An 18171-nucleotide genomic window follows, 5' to 3' on the forward strand; every position below is an offset into this window, starting at 1 on the left:
GCCGCTAGGACGCAAATGCCCTTAAGGAGTGCTGGGAAAATGCTGGGTTTGAACAAGAAGATCGGCGGTTTGCTGCTCGGTGCCGGTTTGCTGCTGGCCGGCAGCGCCGCGCAGGCCGACAACTATCCGAGCAAGCCGGTCCACATCCTCGTGCCCTACGCGGCCGGCGGCGCGGTCGATGTGCTCGCCCGCACGCTCGGCCAGGCGCTGGCAAAGACCTGGGGCCAGCAGCCCGTGGTCGACAACCGTCCCGGCGCCGGCGGCATCGTCGCCTCGCAGGCGCTGACGCAGGCAGCTCCGGATGGCTACACGCTGATCCTGGTCGCCAGCGGCCATCCGCTCAACCAGTTCATCTATCCGAGCGTGCCCTACGACACGTTCAAGGATTTTACCGCGATCACCGAGGTCGCCTCGTCCCCGCTCGCGATCGTCGTCGCCAAGGACAGCCCGTACAAGACGCTTGGCGATCTCCTTGCCGCGGCGAAGAAGGAGCCGGACAAGCTCTCCTACGGCATGTCCGGCAATGGCACCTCGGCCCATCTCGCCGGCGAGCTCCTGAAATACATGTCCGGCACCAAGATCGTCGCGATCCCCTACAAGGGCGGCGCGCCGGCGCTGACCGCCGTCATTGCCGGCGAAATCCCGCTCAGCATCAATCCGCTCGCGGAAGCCATCGGCCAGCTCGAAGGCGGCCCGGTGCGCGCGCTCGCCGTGACGTCCGCCCAGCGCTCCAAGGCGCTGCCCGATGTTCCGACCGTCGCCGAGTCCGGCGTGCCGGGTTACGACGTCTCCGTCTGGTGGGGCGTCCTTGGCCCTGCGAAGATGCCGCCGGAGATCGTCTCAAAGCTCGAGACCGACTTGAAGGCGGCGCTGCAGGATCCGGCCGTGCAATCGACGCTCAGCAAGATCGGCGCCGCCCCGGTCGGCTCCTCCGCCAAGGATTTTGACGCCTACATGCACGCCGAGGCGATCAAGTGGGAGCCGGTATTGAAGGCCGCCAACATTCGCGCGCAATGAGACGGGCTCTGACATGACGACCTTGTCTCATCCGCGGCGCCTTGCAGGCGCGGCCCTGATCGCGCTTGCATTTGTAGGCCAGCTCGGCGCTCCCGCGAAGGCCGATGGCGAAGCGAAAATCCTGGCGCCGAGCGGCAGCTTGCGCGTCGGCGTCTATCCGGGCAGTCCGACTTCGATGGTGACCGACGCGAGCGGCAAGCCGCACGGCCTGAGCTACGATCTCGGAGGCGAGCTGGCGAAGCGGCTCGGCGTTGCCGTCGACTACGTCAGGTTTCAGCGCGTGGCCGACATCGTCAGTGCGATTCATGACGGCCAGGTCGACTTCACCGTGACCAACGCCACGCCGGCCCGTGCCAACGACGTCAGCTTCAGCCAGCCGGTACTGACGATCGAACTCGGCTATCTCGTTCCGGCGAACTCGGTAATCAACGCGGTCAGCGACATCGACCGGCCCGGCGTGAAGATCGGCGTCACCAAAGGCTCGACCTCCGAACGCACTCTCCCGGCGAAATTCAAGAATGCGACCATCGTTCCCGCCGAAAGCGTCAAGGTTGCGATCGCGATGTTCGGCCGCGGCGAGATCGATCTCTACGCGACCAACAAGCCGACGCTGTTCGAGATGTCCGACCAGATGCCGGGCGCGCGGATTCTCGAGGGCAATTGGGGCCTGGAGCACATGGCGATCGCAATTCCGAAGGGGCGCGAGGAGGCGCTCCCCCTGCTCAACCGCTTCGTAACGGAGGAGCAGTCGTCCGGCGCGCTGGATGCCATCCAGCAGCAGGCGGGCTTGCGCGGCGCGAGCAAGGCCACGCGCGAATAGCACCTGCTCGCGGGTTAATTGTGGGCGCCGACCCGCTTGTTCTTCTTGGAAACGGCGCGCCGCCAGAGTTCGGTGTCGTCGTCGCCTGACGGGATCAGGATCGCACGCTCGCGCGGCAGGGCTTCCGGCATCTCGTCGCGAATGAAGGCGATGAGCCTCTCTCTGATCTCGCAGCGCAGGTCCCAGGACTGTGGCGCGTTCCTGGCGCTGACCAGCGCCCGAAGCTCGATGGTGCGTGAGTCCGCGTCGATCACCTGGAGATTGACCACCGAGCCATCCCAGAGTTTGGACTGCTTCACCGCATCTTCCAGCCAGCGCCGGATGCGCGGCACGTCGGCCCGGTAGTCGACATGAAGCGCGATCACGCCGATCAGCGATGCGGTATCGCGCGTCCAGTTCTGAAACGGCCTTTCGATGAAATACGACAGCGGCACCACCATGCGGCGCCAGTCCCACAGCCGGATCACGACATAGGTCGAGGCGATGTCCTCGATCCAGCCCCACTCATTCTCGATGATTACTGCGTCCTCGATCCGGATCGGCTGGGTGATCGCGATCTGTACGCCGGCGATCAAATTGCTGAGCAGGGGCCTGGCGGCAAGACCGACGATGATGCCGGCGGCACCGGCGGAGGCGAACAGGCTGACCCCGTACTGTCTTACCGAGTCGAACGTGGTCAGCGCAGTGGAGACCGTGATGATGACAATAATCGTATCGGTCACCCGCTTGAACACGCGGACTTGTGTAACGTGCTTGCGGGCGATGAAGTTTTCCGTGACGTCGCGGAAATTCTGGAGATAGCGTGCCGCGCTCATGTCGACGACCCGGGTCGATATCCAACCGATCAGGGCGATGAAAGCCACCACGAACAGGCGCGTCAGCGGCGTCCGGATCGACTCGTTGAGCGGCGCGAGCGGCAGGACCAGTGCGACCGCAGCGAGACACAGTGCCATGCGAGCCGGCCCCGCCGTGCGCTCGACGAACATGCGCACGAGAGGGAAACGCACCCCGAACGCGCGATTGAGCAGCCAGACCGCGAGCCGATAGGCAGACAAGGCCAGCACGACCGCACCGGCGATCAAGCCGAGTCCGATGACCCAAGAGGGCACCCCGCCAAGCATCTCCTCGATGTCAGCCATCAAAGCCTGCCGATTCATCCCTGTCCCCGCATTCCATTCGCAACTGCCGCTCAACGCGGCCCAGCCAGCCTCTGCTCCCCCGCCCCATGCAACGCGGTATTCCCTCGGTGCAACCGTCGGCGAACTACGCTAGTTTGGGGCGGTCATGACTCGACGTACCGGCAGCGCCGATCTTCCCTTGCACAGTGGACGGGTTCCGCCGTGGCTTGCGACCCGCATGGCGTCGCTCGGCGCGATCGTCACGCAGGCGATCGTGCACCATTACGGGCGCGACGCGTTCCTGCAAAGGCTCTCGCACCCGTTCTGGTTCCAGTCGTTCGGCGCGGTGATGGGGATGGACTGGCACTCCTCCGGCATCACCACCTCCGTGATCGGGGCGCTGAAGCGCGGGCTCGGTCCGCTCCAGGACGAGCTCGGCGTCTATGTCTGCGGCGGCCGCGGACAGCATTCGCGCAGGACACCGGACGAGCTGTTGCAGCTCGGCGAGCGCGTCGGCTTCGATGGCGTGAAACTGACCCGCGCCAGCCGTCTGGTGGCGAAAGTCGACAGCGCCGCGGTCCAGGACGGTTTCGACCTTTATCTTCACGGCTTCTTCGTCACCGCCGACGGCAAATGGACGGTGGTGCAGCAAGGCATGAACGGCGACAAGCGCCAGGCCCGGCGCTATCACTGGCATTCGGAAGCGCTGAAGAGCTTTGTCGATACCCCGCACAGCGCGATCGACGGACCCGAGCAGGGCGAGATCGTCAATCTCACCGACCATCGCGCCGAACCCTCGCGCGCCGCCCAGCTCGAGCTGCTGACGGATCTCGGCCCCGACCGCGTCGTTTCGGAGTTCGAGCGGATCAACGGGACCGAACCGGCGCAGGCCCTGCTGCCGCATCTGATCATGCCCTCGCATCACGATGTCCGGCCAAAGGACGTGTTCGCACGGCGCCTGCACGGCACGCTCGCAGCAGCAGCCGAGCGCGGCCCGATCGATTTCCCCGAGCTGTTGCTGACGCCCGGCGTCGGCGCGCGCACCGTACGCTCGCTCGCGATGGTCGCCGAGGTCGTGCACGGCGCGCCCTACCGCTTCAGGGACCCCGCGCGCTTTTCGCTCGCCCATGGCGGCAAGGATCGCCACCCCTACCCCGTCCCGATCAAGGTTTATGACGAAACCATCCGCGTGCTGAAAGGCGCAATCCAGAACGCGAGGCTCGGGCGTGAGGAGGAGATGCAGGCGATCAAGCGCCTCGACGATCAGGCGCGACGGCTGGAGCGAACCGCGCGCGGGCCTTCGGTCGAATCTTTCATCGGGGGCGAACGCGCGGCATCTCCGGACCTCGACGGCCGATCCGTATTCGGCTGGGAGCGCGATCTCGTCTCGACAAAAAAGCGGACCGGCTAAGCACCGGTCCGCGAGTTAAGGTCGGGAGGAAACGACCCTTCTCCTCAGCTTTCGTCAGTCTCCGTGTCCTCGGCTCCGAGCCGGTTGGCCGCGTGGTCCTGATACTGCTCGGTCTGGATGAACTTGCCGTCCATGCCGCGGATGTCCGAGTGCTGGGCCTTGTCGCGGTTGGACAGGACCATGTTGTCGCCGATCTTGTCCTTGGGCACGTCGGCGAACGCGCCGGTGCCGTCGCTCTTGCCGTGCATCCCGGATCTGAAGTGCATCTTGCTGCCATTCCCGCCTGGCATCGATCTCTCCTGTTTGAATGATCGCCTCGAAACTCAGTGCTTTTGCTGTTGTGCCGTCGGTTTGGGCGGCTTGTGCCCGCTCTGGCCGGGATTGTTGTGCTTGTTGTGGTCGCTCTCCTGGTTGAGGCCGCCGCGGCTCACCGGAAACTCGCTCTGTCGCGCCTCCGGCTTGGCGCGATGAACGGCCGCATCCTGCGGATTGTGGCCGGAGGCCTGTTCGAGCTGCCGCGTATCCGGCACATCCGGTTCGCGTTGGAGAATGCGCACCTGCTGTTCGTGGGTTTTTCTGCCTTGCATCCGATATCTCCCGATTGTCACCGGCCTCTTCGGTGCGAGCCGCTGCGCGCGACGTCCTTGTCGATGCCACCGGCAACGTTCACGTCGTTCTCGAAGTCGCCCTCGATCGTGTTCTCGCCGAAGGCATCCTCGACGTCGTCAGGCGACGCGCCGGCCATCGACGCCCCCTTCGATCCGCCGATCAGGGGATTGTCGCGCAAATCCTTGCCGGACGGAGCGTACAGTTTCGGTTGCTTGCTGCTCATGATTTACCTGCCTCCGCCCTTGCCGGCCGCATCGTGCCGGTGATGGGAATCGTGCTCGCCACCGCCGCCGGAGACCCGGCTGTGGCTGCGCTGCGGATCGTCAGCCGGCGGCTTCTTGACCTCGAGCGGCGCCTTCGCATTCTCGTGCGATGCGCCGGGTCCGCCCTGGCGAATGCTGTTCGGTGTCTTGGTGGATGTCGACATGAACGTCACCTTCCTCAGCGATCTTGCTGGTATCCCTGATTGGTCGTGTTCTGCTTGATGTTGCCTTGTTGCCCCTGCTGCTCCGGATTTTCCGCGCGTTGTTGGCCATGCCGAGTCTGATCGGTCGGCATTTGCTTGGTGTCGCCAGTTCCCTTGTGGCTCTGGTTGTCCGGCGGAACAGGTGGCATTTTTCTGGTCATGATGCTGCCTCCTGCAAAGATGAGACGCTCGCGGTGAGCACGGAACCCGTGCCGACCTTCATCGCTGCGAGGTCTCAAGGACAACAGCCGTCACCGCGCACCGTTCCTGGTCGATCACGGGAACAAAGATTTTCCGAAGGACAGGAAATATCAGTTCGCCCGAGCGAGGGAACGATCGACCATCGCCGACGCGGCAGATGTCGCAGGTGTTCCCCGAGACTCTGCCGTGACGGGGAGCTGCTTGATCGCGCGAATCCCCGGGCGCTTGCGCCAATGAATTTGCGAAGGCTCGACAGCGAGACCAAGCTGCGGCCAGCGCGTGAACAACGCTTCAAGTGCACAGGCCCCCTCGATGCGCGCAAGCTGATGGCCGAGGCAGAAATGGATTCCCGTTCCGAAGGAGATGTGACGGTTTGGCTTGCGCTCGAGATCAAGCTCGTCGGGATGCTCATGCACCGCCGGATCCATGTTCGCGGCGGCGAGCATCACCATGACGCGGTCGCCCCTCTTCAGGCGCACGCCTTCAAGCTCGACATCCCGCCGAACATAGCGGGGCTTGGAGAATTGCACCGGCGAGACGAAGCGCAAGAACTCTTCGACCGCGAGCCCGACGCGGCTCCAATCCTGTTCCAGCCAATCGCGGAGGCCGGGGTTTTTGAGAAGCTCGTAAGCCGAGCCGCTGATGAGATGGGTGGTGGTCTCGGAGCCGGCCGCGAGCAGCAGAAACACCATCGACACCATTTCGTCCGGCGTGATCTGGCCGCCCTCGCGTTCGACCTGGACCAGTTCGGCAATCAGCCCTTCGCCGCCCCGCACGCGCGCGGCCTGCAATTGCTCTTCGAGATAGCTCCGCATCTTCCGGAACGCGAACAGCAGCCGAAAGAAGCTGGCCACGTTGGTCAACGAGGACATCGCATTGGCCCAGGCAATGAAGCGCGGGCGATCGGCCGGCGGCAGGCCAAGCAGTTCGGAGATAACCGATAGCGGCAGGATGCGCGCGTAGCGCTGGACGAGATCGGCCGGGCTTCCCTGCGCGAACAGCTCATCGGCCAGACCATCGGCGATGGCGCGAATGCGCGGCTCCATCGCGACGATCGCACGGCGGCGAAAGGCCTCGTCCACGATGCTGCGCAGCCGGGTGTGGTCCGGCTCGTCCATGGTCAGCATGTTGTTGGCGATGGTCCTGACCAGTCTCGGCATCCACCAGCGCAGACCCGCGACGTCGCCATCCTCCTTGCGCAGCGTGAAGGTCGTGCTGTCCTTCAGCACCTGCGCGGTCGCATCATGGGTCGTGGTGATCCAGACGTCGCCGACGAGCGGAAATCGCGTCGCGACCACGGGCCCCAAAGCTCGCAATTCCGCGATGGCCTTGGGCGGATCGCGAAAAAAGAAGGCCTCGCTGGTGAAATCGAGGCGCAGTGTCATGGGATCACCGGGATGGTTGGTGGCGCCTCACCCAGATGGTGCGCAGCGCTGCCGCCGCAAGTGGGCCGCCGTTGCTTACCTCGCCCCGCTTGCGGGGAGAGCGAGAAGAAAACCTACCCGCGCCCCGTCGAGCGCGAGCCGGTCTTGCGCTGCTGCTGATTGGTGTAGGCGTCCCAATGACTCCAGCTTCCGTTGCTGAGACTTTGCAGGTCGGTGGCGAGCGGACGGCGCGTGCGCTTCTCGTAGTCGGCGATCAAGCGCTCGGACTGCGCGATCTTGCGCTTGAGTTCGATGATCGCCTTCTGGGTCTGCCCGTTCCGCTTCGACGTGGCGATCTCGCCCATCGTGAAGCGCGCGGTCTCGAACGCCTTCAACTCAGCGCGATTCTTCTTCAACTGAACCCGGTGCCAGGCGATGTTGCTGTCGCTGTCCGCAACCATATGGGAACTCCGCTGATTCGCTCCCACATAGTATCGCGCGCTGAATCGGCGCCGCAACGGGCGCCGGGCGGCGAAAATGCGGCCTTATTGCGCAGGAATTCCGTGCCTACCGCTCCGCGAAGGCCTTTTCGACCACGAACTGGGCCGGCTCGCCGTGATTGCCCTCGACGAAACCGCGCTCGGCCAGGAGGACGCGGGTGTCCGCGACCAGCGCCGGGCTGCCGCAGATCATGACGCGGTCGTGCGCTGCTTCCAGCGGCGGCAGACCGATATCGCTGAACAGCTTGCCCGAGGTGATGAGGTCAGTGATGCGGCCGCGGTTGCGGAAGGGATCGCGGGTCACGGTCGGATAGTAGATGAGCTGGCCCCGGATGTACTCGCCCAGCAGTTCGTCGTTCGGCAGCGTCTCGGTGATCATCTCGCCATAGGCGAGCTCCCTGACGTGCCGGCAGCCGTGCAGCAGCACCACCTTCTCGAAGCGCTCGTAGGTCTCGGGGTCCTTGATCACGCTCAGGAACGGCGCGAGCCCCGTGCCGGTGCCGACCAGGTAGAGGTTGCGGCCCTCCTCCAGATTGTCGATCACCAGCGTGCCGGTGGCCTTGCGGCTGACGATGATCTCGTCGCCTTCCTTCAGATGCTGAAGGCGCGAGGTCAGCGGGCCGTCCGGCACCTTGATCGAGAAGAACTCCAGCGTGTCCTCGTAATTGGCGCTGGCGACGCTGTAGGCCCGCAGCAGCGGCTTCTCGCCGACCTTGAGCCCGATCATGGTGAACTCGCCGTTGCGGAAGCGGAAGGTCGGGCTGCGGGTGGTCTTGAAGCTGAACAGCGTGTCGGTCCAGTGGTGGACGCTCAAAACGCTTTCCTGATTGAAATTGCTCATCTCACCTTCCCTGTCGCTGCCGAGCGGTTCCGAGGCGATTGTCAGCTATGCGTCGTTTGTACACGATCATTCGTATACTAATGAATAATCCCGCTTGATCCCGCGGTCAAGGCTGCCCAAGATCGAAAGCGTTGCAGTTAGGAATGAGGAGCCCTTCCATGGCGCATGACGCACCCCAGGCCGCCGGACCGTCGAAGCTCGTGATCCGCAATATCGGCCTGATCCTGTCCGGCGCCCTGGAAAAGCCGATCCTGGATGGCGACACCATCGTCGCCGAGAACGGCAAGATCACCGCGATCGGCCGCTTCAAGGACGTCAACACCGAAGGCGCGACCACCATCGTCGACGCCAACGGCACCACGGTGGCGCCGGGCCTGATCGACAGCCACGTCCATCCCGTCGCCGGCGACTGGACGCCGCGTCAGAACCAGACCAACTGGATCGACAGCTATCTTCATGGCGGCGTCACCACCATGATCTCCGCCGGCGAAGTGCACATGCCCGGCCGCCCCCGCGACGTCGTCGGCCTGAAGGCCATGGCGGTGTTCGCGCAGCGCGCGTTCTGGACGCTGCGGCCCGGCGGCGTGAAGGTTCACGCCGGCGCCCCCGTGATCGAATGCGAGATGGTCGAAGAAGATTTCAAGGAGATGGCCGCCGCCGGCGTGAAACTGCTCGGCGAAGTCGGCCTCGGCGGCGTGAAAGACGGCCCAACCGCGCGGAAAATGGTCGGCTGGGCGCGCAAATACGGCATCCAGAGCACGATCCACACCGGCGGCCCCTCAATCCCCGGCTCCGGACTGATCGACAAGGATGTGGTGCTGGAGGCCGACACCGATGTGGTCGGCCACGTCAACGGCGGCCACACCGCCCTGCCCGATGACCAGATCCGCTGTATCTGCGAGGGCTGCAAGCGCGGGCTCGAGCTCGTGCACAACGGCAACGAGCGCTCGGCGTTGTTCACGCTGCGCACCGCGCGCGAGATGGGCGACCTGCATCGCGTCATCCTCGGCACCGATGCACCCGCCGGCTCCGGCGTGCAGCCGCTCGGCATTTTGCGCATGGTCTCGATGCTATCCTCGCTCGGCGAGTTGCCGGCCGAAATCGCGTTCTGCCTTGCCACCGGCAACACCGCACGGATGCGCGCGCTCGATTGCGGCCTGATCGAGGTCGGCCGCTCCGCCGACTTCGTCATCATGGACAAGGCGCAGCACTCGCCCGGCAAGAACATTCTGGAGAGCGTCCAGCTCGGCGACCTTCCCGGCATCGGCATGACCATCATCGACGGCATCGTCCGGACGCAGCGCAGCCGCAATACGCCGCCGGCGGGCAAGGTGCCGGAGGTGGTGGCGAAGTAAGCCGCCCCACACACCGTCGTCATTCCACATTGCGCAATTGCGCAATGGGGATGCGCCGCAAGGCGCAGGCCCGGAATCCATAACCCCGGCTCGTGGTTATGGATTCTCAGATGCGCAATTGCGCATCATGGCTCGCGACTTCGTCGCGCCCCGGAATGACGGGTTCATCGCAGCTTGTTCAGTAGCGCCATCAGCGTCTCGCGCTCCTTGGCATCGAGCGGAGCAAGCGTCTCGCGGGTGATTGCGAGTGCGTTCGGCGCGACCTTCTCCGCAAGCTGCTGACCGGCGCGCGTCAGGCTGACCACCAGCCGCCGTCCGTCTTCGGGATCCTGGCTCGTCTCCGTCAATCCGCGCGCGCTGAGACGATCGATCACGCCCTTGATGGTCGCGACGTCCATGGCCGTGAGCCGCCCGAGCTGGTTCTGCGAGCACGGGCCGGTCTCGGCGAGCTTCGACAGCGCCGCCCATTGCGTCGGCGTGAGATTGGTGCCGATGTCACGCGCGAAGATCGCGCTGTGGCGCTGCCAGACCTGGCGCAGGATGAACCCGACCTGCTCGTCGAGCACGTAAGACGGTTTGGCCGGCTTGACGCTCTTCTTGGCCGCGACGCTTCTCGCCATCCGCCCCCACCCCTCACAACGACAGATGCGCGTCGCGGATATCCGGACGCGCGTCGAGCTCGGCCATCGTGCCGCCAAAGCAGATGCGGCCGCGCTCGATGATGTAGGCACGATCGGAGATCAGCCGCGCAAAGTGCAAATTCTGCTCGGAGACGACGATGCTGACGCCCTCCTTCTTCATGGTCAGGATCGCATCGACCATCTGCTCGACGATCTTGGGTGACAGGCCTTCCGAGGGCTCGTCCAGCAGCACCAGCGACGGATTGCCCATCAGCGTGCGCGCGATCGTCAGCATCTGCTGCTCGCCGCCGCTCATGCGGCCGCCCGGACGATTGCGCATCTCGCTCAGGTTCGGGAACAGCGCGAACAGCTTCTCGCGCGTCCAGTATGGCGCGTTCGTCCGCTTCGGCTGGCGGCCGACCTCGAGATTCTCCTCGACCGTCAGGTCGGTGAAGATGCGCCGCTCTTCCGGCACATAGCCGAGGCCGCCGCGCACGATCTCATGCGTCGGCAGCGCCGTGACGTCCTTGCCCTCGAACATGATGCGGCCCGAGCGCTGCGCCACGAGGCCGACGATCGAGCGGAACGTCGTCGACTTGCCGGCACCATTGCGGCCGAGCAGCGCCACCACCTCGCCCTCGCCGACCTCGAAGCCGATGTCGAACAGGATGTGCGCCGGGCCATAGTGGCTGTTGAGGTCCTGCACCGTGAGCTTCATGTCGCGGCTCCCTCGCGGTGGCGGGCATCGTAGACGAGGCCCTCGCCGAGATAGACCGCCTGCACCTGCGGATTGCCGCGCACTTCGGCCGGCGAACCCTCGGCGATCAGCGTGCCGCGGTTCAGCACGATGATGCGGTCGGCATGCTCGAACACCACGTCCATGTCATGCTCTGTGAAGAGCACGCCGATCGACTTCTCCCGCGCGATATTGGCCGTGAGCCGCATCAGGTCGACCCGCTCGCGCGGCGCCATGCCGGCGGTCGGCTCATCCATGAGCAGAAGTCTCGGTTGGTTGGCGAGCGCCACCGCAAGCTCGAGCCGCTTGAGATCGCCATAGGCGAGCTCGCCGCAGGGCCGGTCCGCATAGCCGCTCATGCCGACCAGCTCCAGTAGTCGGCCGGCCTCGTCGCGATCGAAGCGCGGCGCCGAGCCCCAGAGGTTGAACAACTGCTTTTGGTGCGAGATCAGCGCGACCTGCACATTCTCGCGCACGGTCATGGTCGCAAAGGTCGCGGTGATCTGGAAGGTGCGCCCGACCCCGAGCCGCCAGATCTCGCGCGGCTTCTTTCCGGTGGTGTCCTCGCCGTTGAGGCGGACGTACCCTGAGTCCGGCTTGTTCTGGCCGTTGAGCATGTCGAAGCAGGTGCTCTTGCCGGCGCCGTTCGGCCCGATCAGCGCCAGAATTTCGCCGGCACGCAGCGAGAACGAGACGCCGCGCACGGCGTGGATGCCGCCATAGGATTTGGTCAGGCCTTCGACCGCGAGAAGTGGGGGTGCGACGCTCATTCGGCGGACTCGATCGGCTTGGCAAGCAGGGCTGATCCCGGCGGCGACGCGTTCCTGCGCCGCTGCGCGAGCATCTCCAGCATCCCGACGATGCCCTTGGGGAAGACGACCACGATCAGAACGATGAACGCGCCGAGCACCAGCTTCGACAGATCGGTCTGGCTGACCAGCCAGATGTTGAGCGCCTTGTAGACGATGGCGCCGATCACCGCGCCCGACACCGTTTCGACGCCGCCGAGCAGCACCATGACCAGTGCATCGACCGAAAGCGATATGCCGAGATTGTCTGGGAAGACGCTGCCCTTGAGATAGGCGAACAGCGCGCCGCCGATGCCGGCCGTCGTCCCCGCGATCACGAACGCGGTCCACTGGATGCGCTTGGCGTTGATGCCGATCGCCTCGCTGCGCAGGCCTGAGTCGCGCGTGGCCCGGAGCGCGTAGCCGAATGGCGAGAACACCGCGATCCGCAGGGCGATCGTCACAAGTGCCGCGACGCCGAGCGCCAGCCAGTAGAAGTGCGAGGGACTCGCGGCCCAGCTCGAAGGCCAGACGCCCAAAATGCCGTTGTCGCCGCCGGTCACGCTGACCCACTGGAACGCAATCGACCAGACGATCTGCGCGAAGGCGAGCGTCAGCATGGCGAAATAGACGCCTGAGAGCTGTACCGCGAAGAAGCCGAACACGGCAGCACCCAAGCAGCCGAGCAGCGGTCCGAGCAGAAGACACACGATCATCGGCAGCCCCGCCATCTTGGCGAGGAAGGCAATGCCGTAGGCCCCGAGGCCGAAATACGCCGCGTGGCCGAAGGACGCGAGACCGCCGACCGACATCAGGAAATGCAGGCTCACGGCAAAGATCACGAAGATCGCGATCTCGGAGCCGACGGTCAGCGCGTAGTTGCCGGCAAACAGCGGCAGCATCGCCGCGACGACGAGCGCGGCAAGCGCAGCCAGCCGCTCATTCGACGTCAGCGGCCGCCAAGGGTTGACGGTGAGACCGGGCGTCTTGCGCGCCGGCGCCTCGGGCCTGCCGAACAACCCCCAGGGCCGCACGATCAGCACCACCGCCATCACCAGGAAGACCAGGATGATCGAGATCTTCGGGAAGATCAGGATGCCGAACGCGTTGAGCTCGGAGACCAGCACCGCCGCGACGAAGGCGCCGACGATGCTGCCGAGGCCGCCGATCACGACCACCACGAACACCTCGACGATGATGCGCAAATCCATCGCGTGATGGACGGCATCACGCGGGATCTGGAGCGCGCCGCCGAGCGCGGCCAGGAACACACCGACTGCAAACACACTGGTGAACAGCCATTTCTGATTGACGCCGAGGGCCGCGACCATGTCGCGGTCCTGCGTCGCGGCGCGCACCAGCACGCCCCAGCGCGTGCGCTGGAACAGGAGCCAGAGAACGCCAAGCACGACCGGGCCGAGCACGATCAGGAACAGGTCGTAGCTCGGGATGTTCTGGCCGAAGAAATCGACCGCGCCCTTGAAGCCCGGCGCGCGCCGGCCGAGCAGATCGTCGGGGCCCCAGATCAGGACCACGAGGTCCTCGACCATCAGCGTCAGGCCGAACGTCGCGAGAAGCTGGAACAGTTCGGGTGCATGATAGATGCGCCGGAGCAGCACCATCTCCACGACGACGCCGATCAGCGCCACCGCCAGCGCCGCCGCGACGATGCCGCCCCAGAAGCCGAACGCCCCGGCGAAGCGATCCGTCAGCGTAAAGGCGATGTAGGCGCCGATCATATAGAAGGCGCCATGCGCGAAATTCACGATCCGCGTCACGCCGAAGATGATCGACAGGCCCGAGGCCACCAGGAACAGCGACGCTGCGCTGGCGAGACCGGTCAGAAACTGTACGACATAAAAGGCCATCGGCGGTCCGGGTTCGGTTTGCATGCCGTGATGTGCGGCAGCGAGATCTTGGTTCACCTCTCCCCACCTGCGGGGAGAGGTCGACGCGCGAAGCGCATCGGGTGAGGGGAGCCTCCGCGAAAACGTCTGTCACCGCCCTCGCGGAGACTCCCCCTCACCCCAACCCTCTCCCCGCTAGCGGGGAGAGGGAGACGAAACATCAATCCTTCGGCCGCAGCTTCTCGACTTCGGCATCGCTCGGCAGGTAGTCCGCACCCTTCTTGTAGGACGAGTCCACCATGATGCCTTTGCCGTCCTTGACCGAGGTCTTGCCGACATAGGCGCCCAGCGTCGACTGGTGGTCGATCTTGCGGAAGGTGATCTCGCCGAAGGGCGAGCCGAGCGACAGGCCTTCGGCCGCGGCGATCAGCTTCTCCGGATCGGTCGAGCCTGCCTTCGCAAGGATCGCCGCCGCCGACTTGATGGTCTGGTAGCCGACGATCGAGCCGAGCCGCGGATAGTCGTTGTACTTGGCCTGGTACGCCTTCAGGAACGCATCATGCTCGGGCGTCTTGATCGAGTACCAGGGATAGCCGGTGACGATCCACCCCTCCGGCGTCTCGTCCTTGAGCGGATCGAGATATTCGGGCTCGCCGGTCAGGAAGGAGACGACTTCGCGTCCCTTGAACAGGCCTCGCGTGTTGCCCTCGCGCACGAGTTTGACGAGATCGGCGCCGAAGGTGACGTTGAGGATCGCCTCCGGATTAGCTTGGGCCACCGCCTGCACCACCGGGCCCGCGTCGATCTTGCCCTGCGGCGGCCACTGCTCGTCGACCCACTGGATGTCCGGGCGCTTCTCCGACATCAGCTTCTTGAACACCGCGACTGCGGACTGGCCGTACTCATAGTTCGGCGCGATCGTCGCCCAGCGCTTTGCCGGCAGCTTGCTGGCTGCTTCCACCAGCATCGCCGCCTGCATGTAGTTGGAGGGACGCAGACGGAAAGTGTACTTGTTGCCCTTCGACCAGGTGACGGCGTCCGTCAGCGGCTCGGCCGCGAGGAAAAACACTTTCTTCTGGTTGGCGAAGTCGCTGACCGCAAGGCCGATGTTGGACAGGAATGTGCCGGCAAGCATCGCAACGCCCTCGCTCGACACGAGCTCGTTGGCCGCGGTCTGCGCGTCCGCCGGCTTGCCGCCGTCGTCCTTGGAGATGACGACGAGCTTCTTACCGTTGATGCCGCCGCTCGCATTGATCTCTTCGACCGCGAGCTGCCAGCCCTTGCGGTAAGGTTCGGTGAAGGCTGGCAGCAACGAATAGCTGTTGATCTCGCCGATCTTGATCTCAGCCTGCGCCATCGCCGAACTGGCCATGCCGCCGGCCAGCAGCGCGAACGCAGCGCCAACGAAATAATTCTTAGCTCGCATCCCAACCTCCACTGTGAAAAACTAACGCAGGCCGTCTTCGCCCTTGATCTCCGCAACCGTGAGCCCGCCGACGCGCGGCAGCGGACGGCCGCTGTCGGTGACGGCGACCGCGACCATGATCTCGTTGGCGCGCGGCGCATCGTTGATCTGCACTTCCATCCCGTCGAAATGACTGCGCACGAAGGCCGCATCCTTGTGCCCCAAGGGAATGTCGAGCGTCGTGCCCGGACCGCTGCGCTTCTTCGACGACGGGATCAGCGCTGCGCCCTTGCTCAGCACCTTCCGCACCGGCGCCCCCATCTTGGGATGGAGGATAGCGGCCGCGTGCTCCAGCTCGCCGTTCTCGCCGACGGCCGCCGCCTTGCCATAGCTCTGCACTTTCGACCCCTCGATACCGAGTGCGGCCACCGCGCGCTTCGACAGGAGGTCGCCAAGCTCCTCGCCGATCGCAATCAGCGGCGAGAGGTCTTCGACATATTTTCCGGCAAAGGGATTTTCGATCACGGCGATCGCCGCGGCGCGCCGGGTCGGCGGCGATACCTGCCGGCCCATCTCCATCTGCGTCTCCTCGACCACGGTGACGATCTTGCGGATGATCGCGCTCATGTTTCGCTTCCCTGTTCAGGCATGGACCGCGTTCTCCAGCACAAGCGGGCGCGATCGTTGCCGTTCTATATCCTTGGTTCCGATGACAAGCATATCACCACAAAGCTGCAAGACAGCCCCTTCGATCAATCCGCGATCGAACAATTGCCGTGCACATTCCGCGCCAGATTCGAGCGCCGTCGCAATCTCGGCCCGCGACAATCGACCGACGTCACAGGTGACGAGGCGCGCGCCGAGGTCGCTATCGGGCTGAAGCTCGTTGGCCGGCTTCCGGATGATGGCGGGGTGACCGGGCAGATCGACCGCATTGGCGATGACCGTCGCGGCCGCATCGGCCTGCGACGCCGCCCCGGCCAGCACCGTGACCGCATCGGCAATGCCGAGCGAGAAGCTGCGGCCATGCCGGCCGCTGGTCGCGATGCCCCGCACGGGATCGTCCGCATCGACCGTCATGGTCCGCATCACGCCGTCACGGTCGGGCCGGTCCATCAGGCCGATCGAAAAATGCTCACCGCGATCGAGATGCAGCGCGATATCGCCGCCATTGTTGACGTAGACCCGGTCGAGCGTCGCAGCGTTCAGCATCGCGCCCAGAATTTCTTCCGCCACGCTGCCGGCGACCGCAGCCATCGGCGTGATGAAGCATTCCGCGGCATAGGGCGCGACGGCAGCATGCATGCGACGTGCAACGACGCCGTTCAGCGACGTTCGCGCCGGATCGGCAGCTCTGCGCAGCTCCGTCAGCTCGGCGCAGAGCTCGTCGAGCAGGCCGGCGAGCCGCCGCGCCGCCGCCTCATAGGAAGCGTGCACCTCGCGCACATCTCCCCTCGCCTCCACGATCAGATCAATCGGACCATCCTGCAAATGCAGCCGCCGGCCATCAGACAGCAATGCGACTTGCGGAAGCCTCATGCGCGCCTTCCCGGGATGGGATTTTGCCAGGGCAACTGGCGGACATCATCGCCGCCCTTCACCTCGGACAGCGGCTTTACGTAATCCATGTGGCCGCCGAGCGCGGCATAGTCCGACAGTTTCATGGTGAACTCGATCGGCGCGACCAGCGCCGGGGTCGGCACATAGCCGAACGCCCCGGCGGGCATCTGCGTCACATCGACCATGTAAGTGATGCCGCCGCCGGGCCAGACATAGACCGGCGCGCCGCCGCTGGTGACGCGCGTCAGCGCATCCTTCACCGAGCGCGTCAGCCGCACCGGATTGTCGGTGACGCCCGCGCGCAGCGAGCCGCCGGCACCAGCCATGAACAGCACCGTGCACAGCGCCGGCTCGCAATTCTCCTGGATGCGCTCGACCGAAAACTTCAGATCGGCCGGCATCTCGGTCTCGACCGGCTTCAAGGCCTCGTCGAGCACGTAATAAGATGAGTGCTCGCCGGTGGTGGAGACCATCAGCATGCTCAGACCGGGCTTCGCCTCCTTGGCATCGAACGGCCCGAGAATCGCCAGGGGATCGGAGATGTTGGTGCCGCCCCAGCCCGTGCCGGGATCGGCGACCTGGAAATAGCGGCCGGGGGTCGAGCGGCGGCCCTTCATCTTGATGCCGGTGTCGGCGATGTCGAGCAGCTTGCCGGCCTGGTGCTCCGAGAGCACTCCGGTGATGTGGTCGTCGACGACGACGACCTCATCCACCTTGCCGTGCCATTGCTTTGCGAACATACCGATGGTCGCCGAGCCGCAGCCGACGCGCATGCGCTCTTCCTTGACGCCGTTGACGATCGGCGGCTGGCCGGCCTGCACCACCACGCTCGCACCGCCGTCGATCGTGAGCTCAACCGCCTTGCAATTGGCGAGATCCATCAGCGTGTCGCAGGTGACGCGACCTTCCTTCTTGGAGCCGCCGGTCAGATGATGGACCCCGCCGAGCGAGAGCATCTGCGAACCGTATTCGCTGGTAGTAACATGCCCCACCGCCTCGCCCTGCGCGCGGACGGTCGCGGTCTCCGGGCCGAGATAGCGGTCGGTGTCGATCTTCACCTTGATGCCGCAATAGGAGAAGATGCCCTCGGTAACCACGGTCACCATGTCGACGCCATCGACCTCGGCGGAAACGATGAACGGCGCGGGCTTGTAGTCGGGATAGGTGGTGCCGGCGCCGATCGCGGTTACGAAGGTCGAGGGTTCGTGGACGATCTTGCCGTCCCAATCTTCCGTGCGGCTGAACGGCACCAGCTTGCCGCCCTGCGAGACCGTGCGTTCGAGAATGATGTGCGGATCGACACGGACGAGCTTGCCGTCGTGATTGGCATAGCGGTCGCAGGCTCCCGCCGCGCCCGGCTTGATGTAGCACATCACCGGACAGGCATCGCAGCGGATCTTGTCGGAGACGGCGCTCGTCGTTTCAGTCACCATGTCAAAGCCAGCGGGTCACGACGGGTTATCATTCGTATACGAACGATGTTGCGCGCGACATTGATAGCTGTCAAGCGGCG

General features: G+C 65.0%; 21 protein-coding genes. 4 read left to right on the forward strand and 17 right to left on the reverse strand.

Going from position 1 to position 18171, the window contains the following annotated elements; all coding sequences use genetic code 11:
* Positions 1 to 39 precede the first annotated feature (39 nt).
* Both MTX21_RS09325 and MTX21_RS09330 read left to right on the forward strand, forming a co-directional pair.
* Positions 40 to 1017 carry a tripartite tricarboxylate transporter substrate binding protein gene (locus tag MTX21_RS09325; protein ID WP_280964505.1) on the forward strand — a complete coding sequence of 326 codons (978 nt, stop codon included), beginning with the start codon at positions 40 to 42 and terminating at the stop codon, positions 1015 to 1017.
* A gap of 13 nt (positions 1018 to 1030) precedes the next feature.
* Entirely contained in the window at positions 1031 to 1837 is an 807-nt protein-coding gene (locus MTX21_RS09330) for an ABC transporter substrate-binding protein (RefSeq protein ID WP_280964506.1), read from the forward strand.
* A 14-nt stretch (positions 1838 to 1851) separates the two neighbouring features.
* Here the strand turns inward: MTX21_RS09330 and MTX21_RS09335 are convergent, their stop codons facing one another.
* On the reverse strand, positions 1852 to 2994 hold the full coding sequence (locus MTX21_RS09335; protein WP_280964507.1) for a mechanosensitive ion channel domain-containing protein: 1143 nt from the start codon (positions 2992 to 2994) through the stop codon (positions 1852 to 1854).
* Positions 2995 to 3121: 127 nt separating this feature from the next.
* On the opposite strand from MTX21_RS09335, the gene MTX21_RS09340 reads away from it, so the two are divergent.
* Positions 3122 to 4366 (forward strand): DUF763 domain-containing protein, encoded by a 1245-nt coding sequence (locus tag MTX21_RS09340; RefSeq protein WP_280964508.1) that lies wholly within the window; start codon positions 3122 to 3124, stop codon positions 4364 to 4366.
* Positions 4367 to 4410: 44 nt separating this feature from the next.
* Here MTX21_RS09340 and MTX21_RS09345 read toward each other — a convergent pair whose 3' ends face one another.
* The 8 genes from MTX21_RS09345 to MTX21_RS09380 all read right to left on the reverse strand — a co-directional run bounded on the left by MTX21_RS09345 (position 4411) and on the right by MTX21_RS09380 (position 8347).
* On the reverse strand, positions 4411 to 4656 hold the full coding sequence (locus tag MTX21_RS09345; RefSeq protein ID WP_280964509.1) for a hypothetical protein: 246 nt from the start codon (positions 4654 to 4656) through the stop codon (positions 4411 to 4413).
* Between the two features lie 33 nt (positions 4657 to 4689).
* The gene (locus tag MTX21_RS09350; protein WP_280964510.1) at positions 4690 to 4953 is read right to left on the reverse strand and encodes a hypothetical protein; all 264 of its coding nucleotides are present in this window, start codon (positions 4951 to 4953) and stop codon (positions 4690 to 4692) included.
* A 17-nt stretch (positions 4954 to 4970) separates the two neighbouring features.
* A complete protein-coding gene (locus tag MTX21_RS09355; protein ID WP_280964511.1) occupies positions 4971 to 5198 on the reverse strand; it encodes a hypothetical protein in 228 nt (75 codons plus the stop codon).
* A 3-nt stretch (positions 5199 to 5201) separates the two neighbouring features.
* A complete protein-coding gene (locus MTX21_RS09360; RefSeq protein ID WP_280964512.1) occupies positions 5202 to 5402 on the reverse strand; it encodes a hypothetical protein in 201 nt (66 codons plus the stop codon).
* Between the two features lie 14 nt (positions 5403 to 5416).
* Positions 5417 to 5602, reverse strand: a complete 186-nt coding sequence (locus MTX21_RS09365) for a hypothetical protein (RefSeq protein ID WP_280964513.1) — start codon at positions 5600 to 5602, stop codon at positions 5417 to 5419.
* Between the two features lie 150 nt (positions 5603 to 5752).
* Positions 5753 to 7027 carry a cytochrome P450 gene (locus MTX21_RS09370; RefSeq protein WP_280964514.1) on the reverse strand — a complete coding sequence of 425 codons (1275 nt, stop codon included), beginning with the start codon at positions 7025 to 7027 and terminating at the stop codon, positions 5753 to 5755.
* A gap of 113 nt (positions 7028 to 7140) precedes the next feature.
* Positions 7141 to 7467: a hypothetical protein gene (locus tag MTX21_RS09375; RefSeq protein WP_280964515.1), complete on the reverse strand. Its 327-nt coding sequence runs from the start codon at positions 7465 to 7467 to the stop codon at positions 7141 to 7143.
* A 106-nt stretch (positions 7468 to 7573) separates the two neighbouring features.
* Entirely contained in the window at positions 7574 to 8347 is a 774-nt protein-coding gene (locus MTX21_RS09380) for a ferredoxin--NADP reductase (RefSeq protein WP_280964516.1), read from the reverse strand.
* A gap of 158 nt (positions 8348 to 8505) precedes the next feature.
* Here MTX21_RS09380 and MTX21_RS09385 point away from each other — a divergent pair, with 158 nt between their 5' ends.
* Positions 8506 to 9702: an amidohydrolase family protein gene (locus tag MTX21_RS09385; RefSeq protein ID WP_280964517.1), complete on the forward strand. Its 1197-nt coding sequence runs from the start codon at positions 8506 to 8508 to the stop codon at positions 9700 to 9702.
* 164 nt (positions 9703 to 9866) lie between these two features.
* Here the strand turns inward: MTX21_RS09385 and MTX21_RS09390 are convergent, their stop codons facing one another.
* From MTX21_RS09390 to MTX21_RS09425, 8 genes are all read right to left on the reverse strand, one after another.
* Entirely contained in the window at positions 9867 to 10322 is a 456-nt protein-coding gene (locus MTX21_RS09390; protein ID WP_280964518.1) for a MarR family winged helix-turn-helix transcriptional regulator, read from the reverse strand.
* Positions 10323 to 10335: 13 nt separating this feature from the next.
* Complete coding sequence (locus MTX21_RS09395; RefSeq protein ID WP_280964519.1) at positions 10336 to 11040, reverse strand: ABC transporter ATP-binding protein; 705 nt, start codon at positions 11038 to 11040, stop codon at positions 10336 to 10338.
* A complete protein-coding gene (locus MTX21_RS09400) occupies positions 11037 to 11828 on the reverse strand; it encodes an ABC transporter ATP-binding protein (RefSeq protein ID WP_280964520.1) in 792 nt (263 codons plus the stop codon). The genes MTX21_RS09395 and MTX21_RS09400 overlap by 4 nt, the downstream gene beginning before the upstream one ends.
* On the reverse strand, positions 11825 to 13714 hold the full coding sequence (locus MTX21_RS09405) for an ABC transporter permease (protein WP_280971014.1): 1890 nt from the start codon (positions 13712 to 13714) through the stop codon (positions 11825 to 11827). Before MTX21_RS09405 ends, MTX21_RS09400 begins: the two co-directional genes overlap by 4 nt.
* Positions 13715 to 13913: 199 nt before the next feature.
* Complete coding sequence (locus MTX21_RS09410) at positions 13914 to 15119, reverse strand: ABC transporter substrate-binding protein (protein ID WP_280964521.1); 1206 nt, start codon at positions 15117 to 15119, stop codon at positions 13914 to 13916.
* A 21-nt stretch (positions 15120 to 15140) separates the two neighbouring features.
* Positions 15141 to 15725 (reverse strand): amino acid synthesis family protein, encoded by a 585-nt coding sequence (locus MTX21_RS09415; RefSeq protein WP_280964522.1) that lies wholly within the window; start codon positions 15723 to 15725, stop codon positions 15141 to 15143.
* A gap of 15 nt (positions 15726 to 15740) precedes the next feature.
* Entirely contained in the window at positions 15741 to 16637 is an 897-nt protein-coding gene (locus tag MTX21_RS09420) for a UPF0280 family protein (RefSeq protein WP_280964523.1), read from the reverse strand.
* On the reverse strand, positions 16634 to 18091 hold the full coding sequence (locus MTX21_RS09425; protein ID WP_280964524.1) for a 6-hydroxynicotinate reductase: 1458 nt from the start codon (positions 18089 to 18091) through the stop codon (positions 16634 to 16636). Before MTX21_RS09425 ends, MTX21_RS09420 begins: the two co-directional genes overlap by 4 nt.
* Between the last annotated feature and the right edge of the window lie 80 nt (positions 18092 to 18171).

Origin of the sequence: Bradyrhizobium sp. ISRA430, assembly GCF_029909975.1 — a bacterium.
Lineage (GTDB): Bacteria > Pseudomonadota > Alphaproteobacteria > Rhizobiales > Xanthobacteraceae > Bradyrhizobium.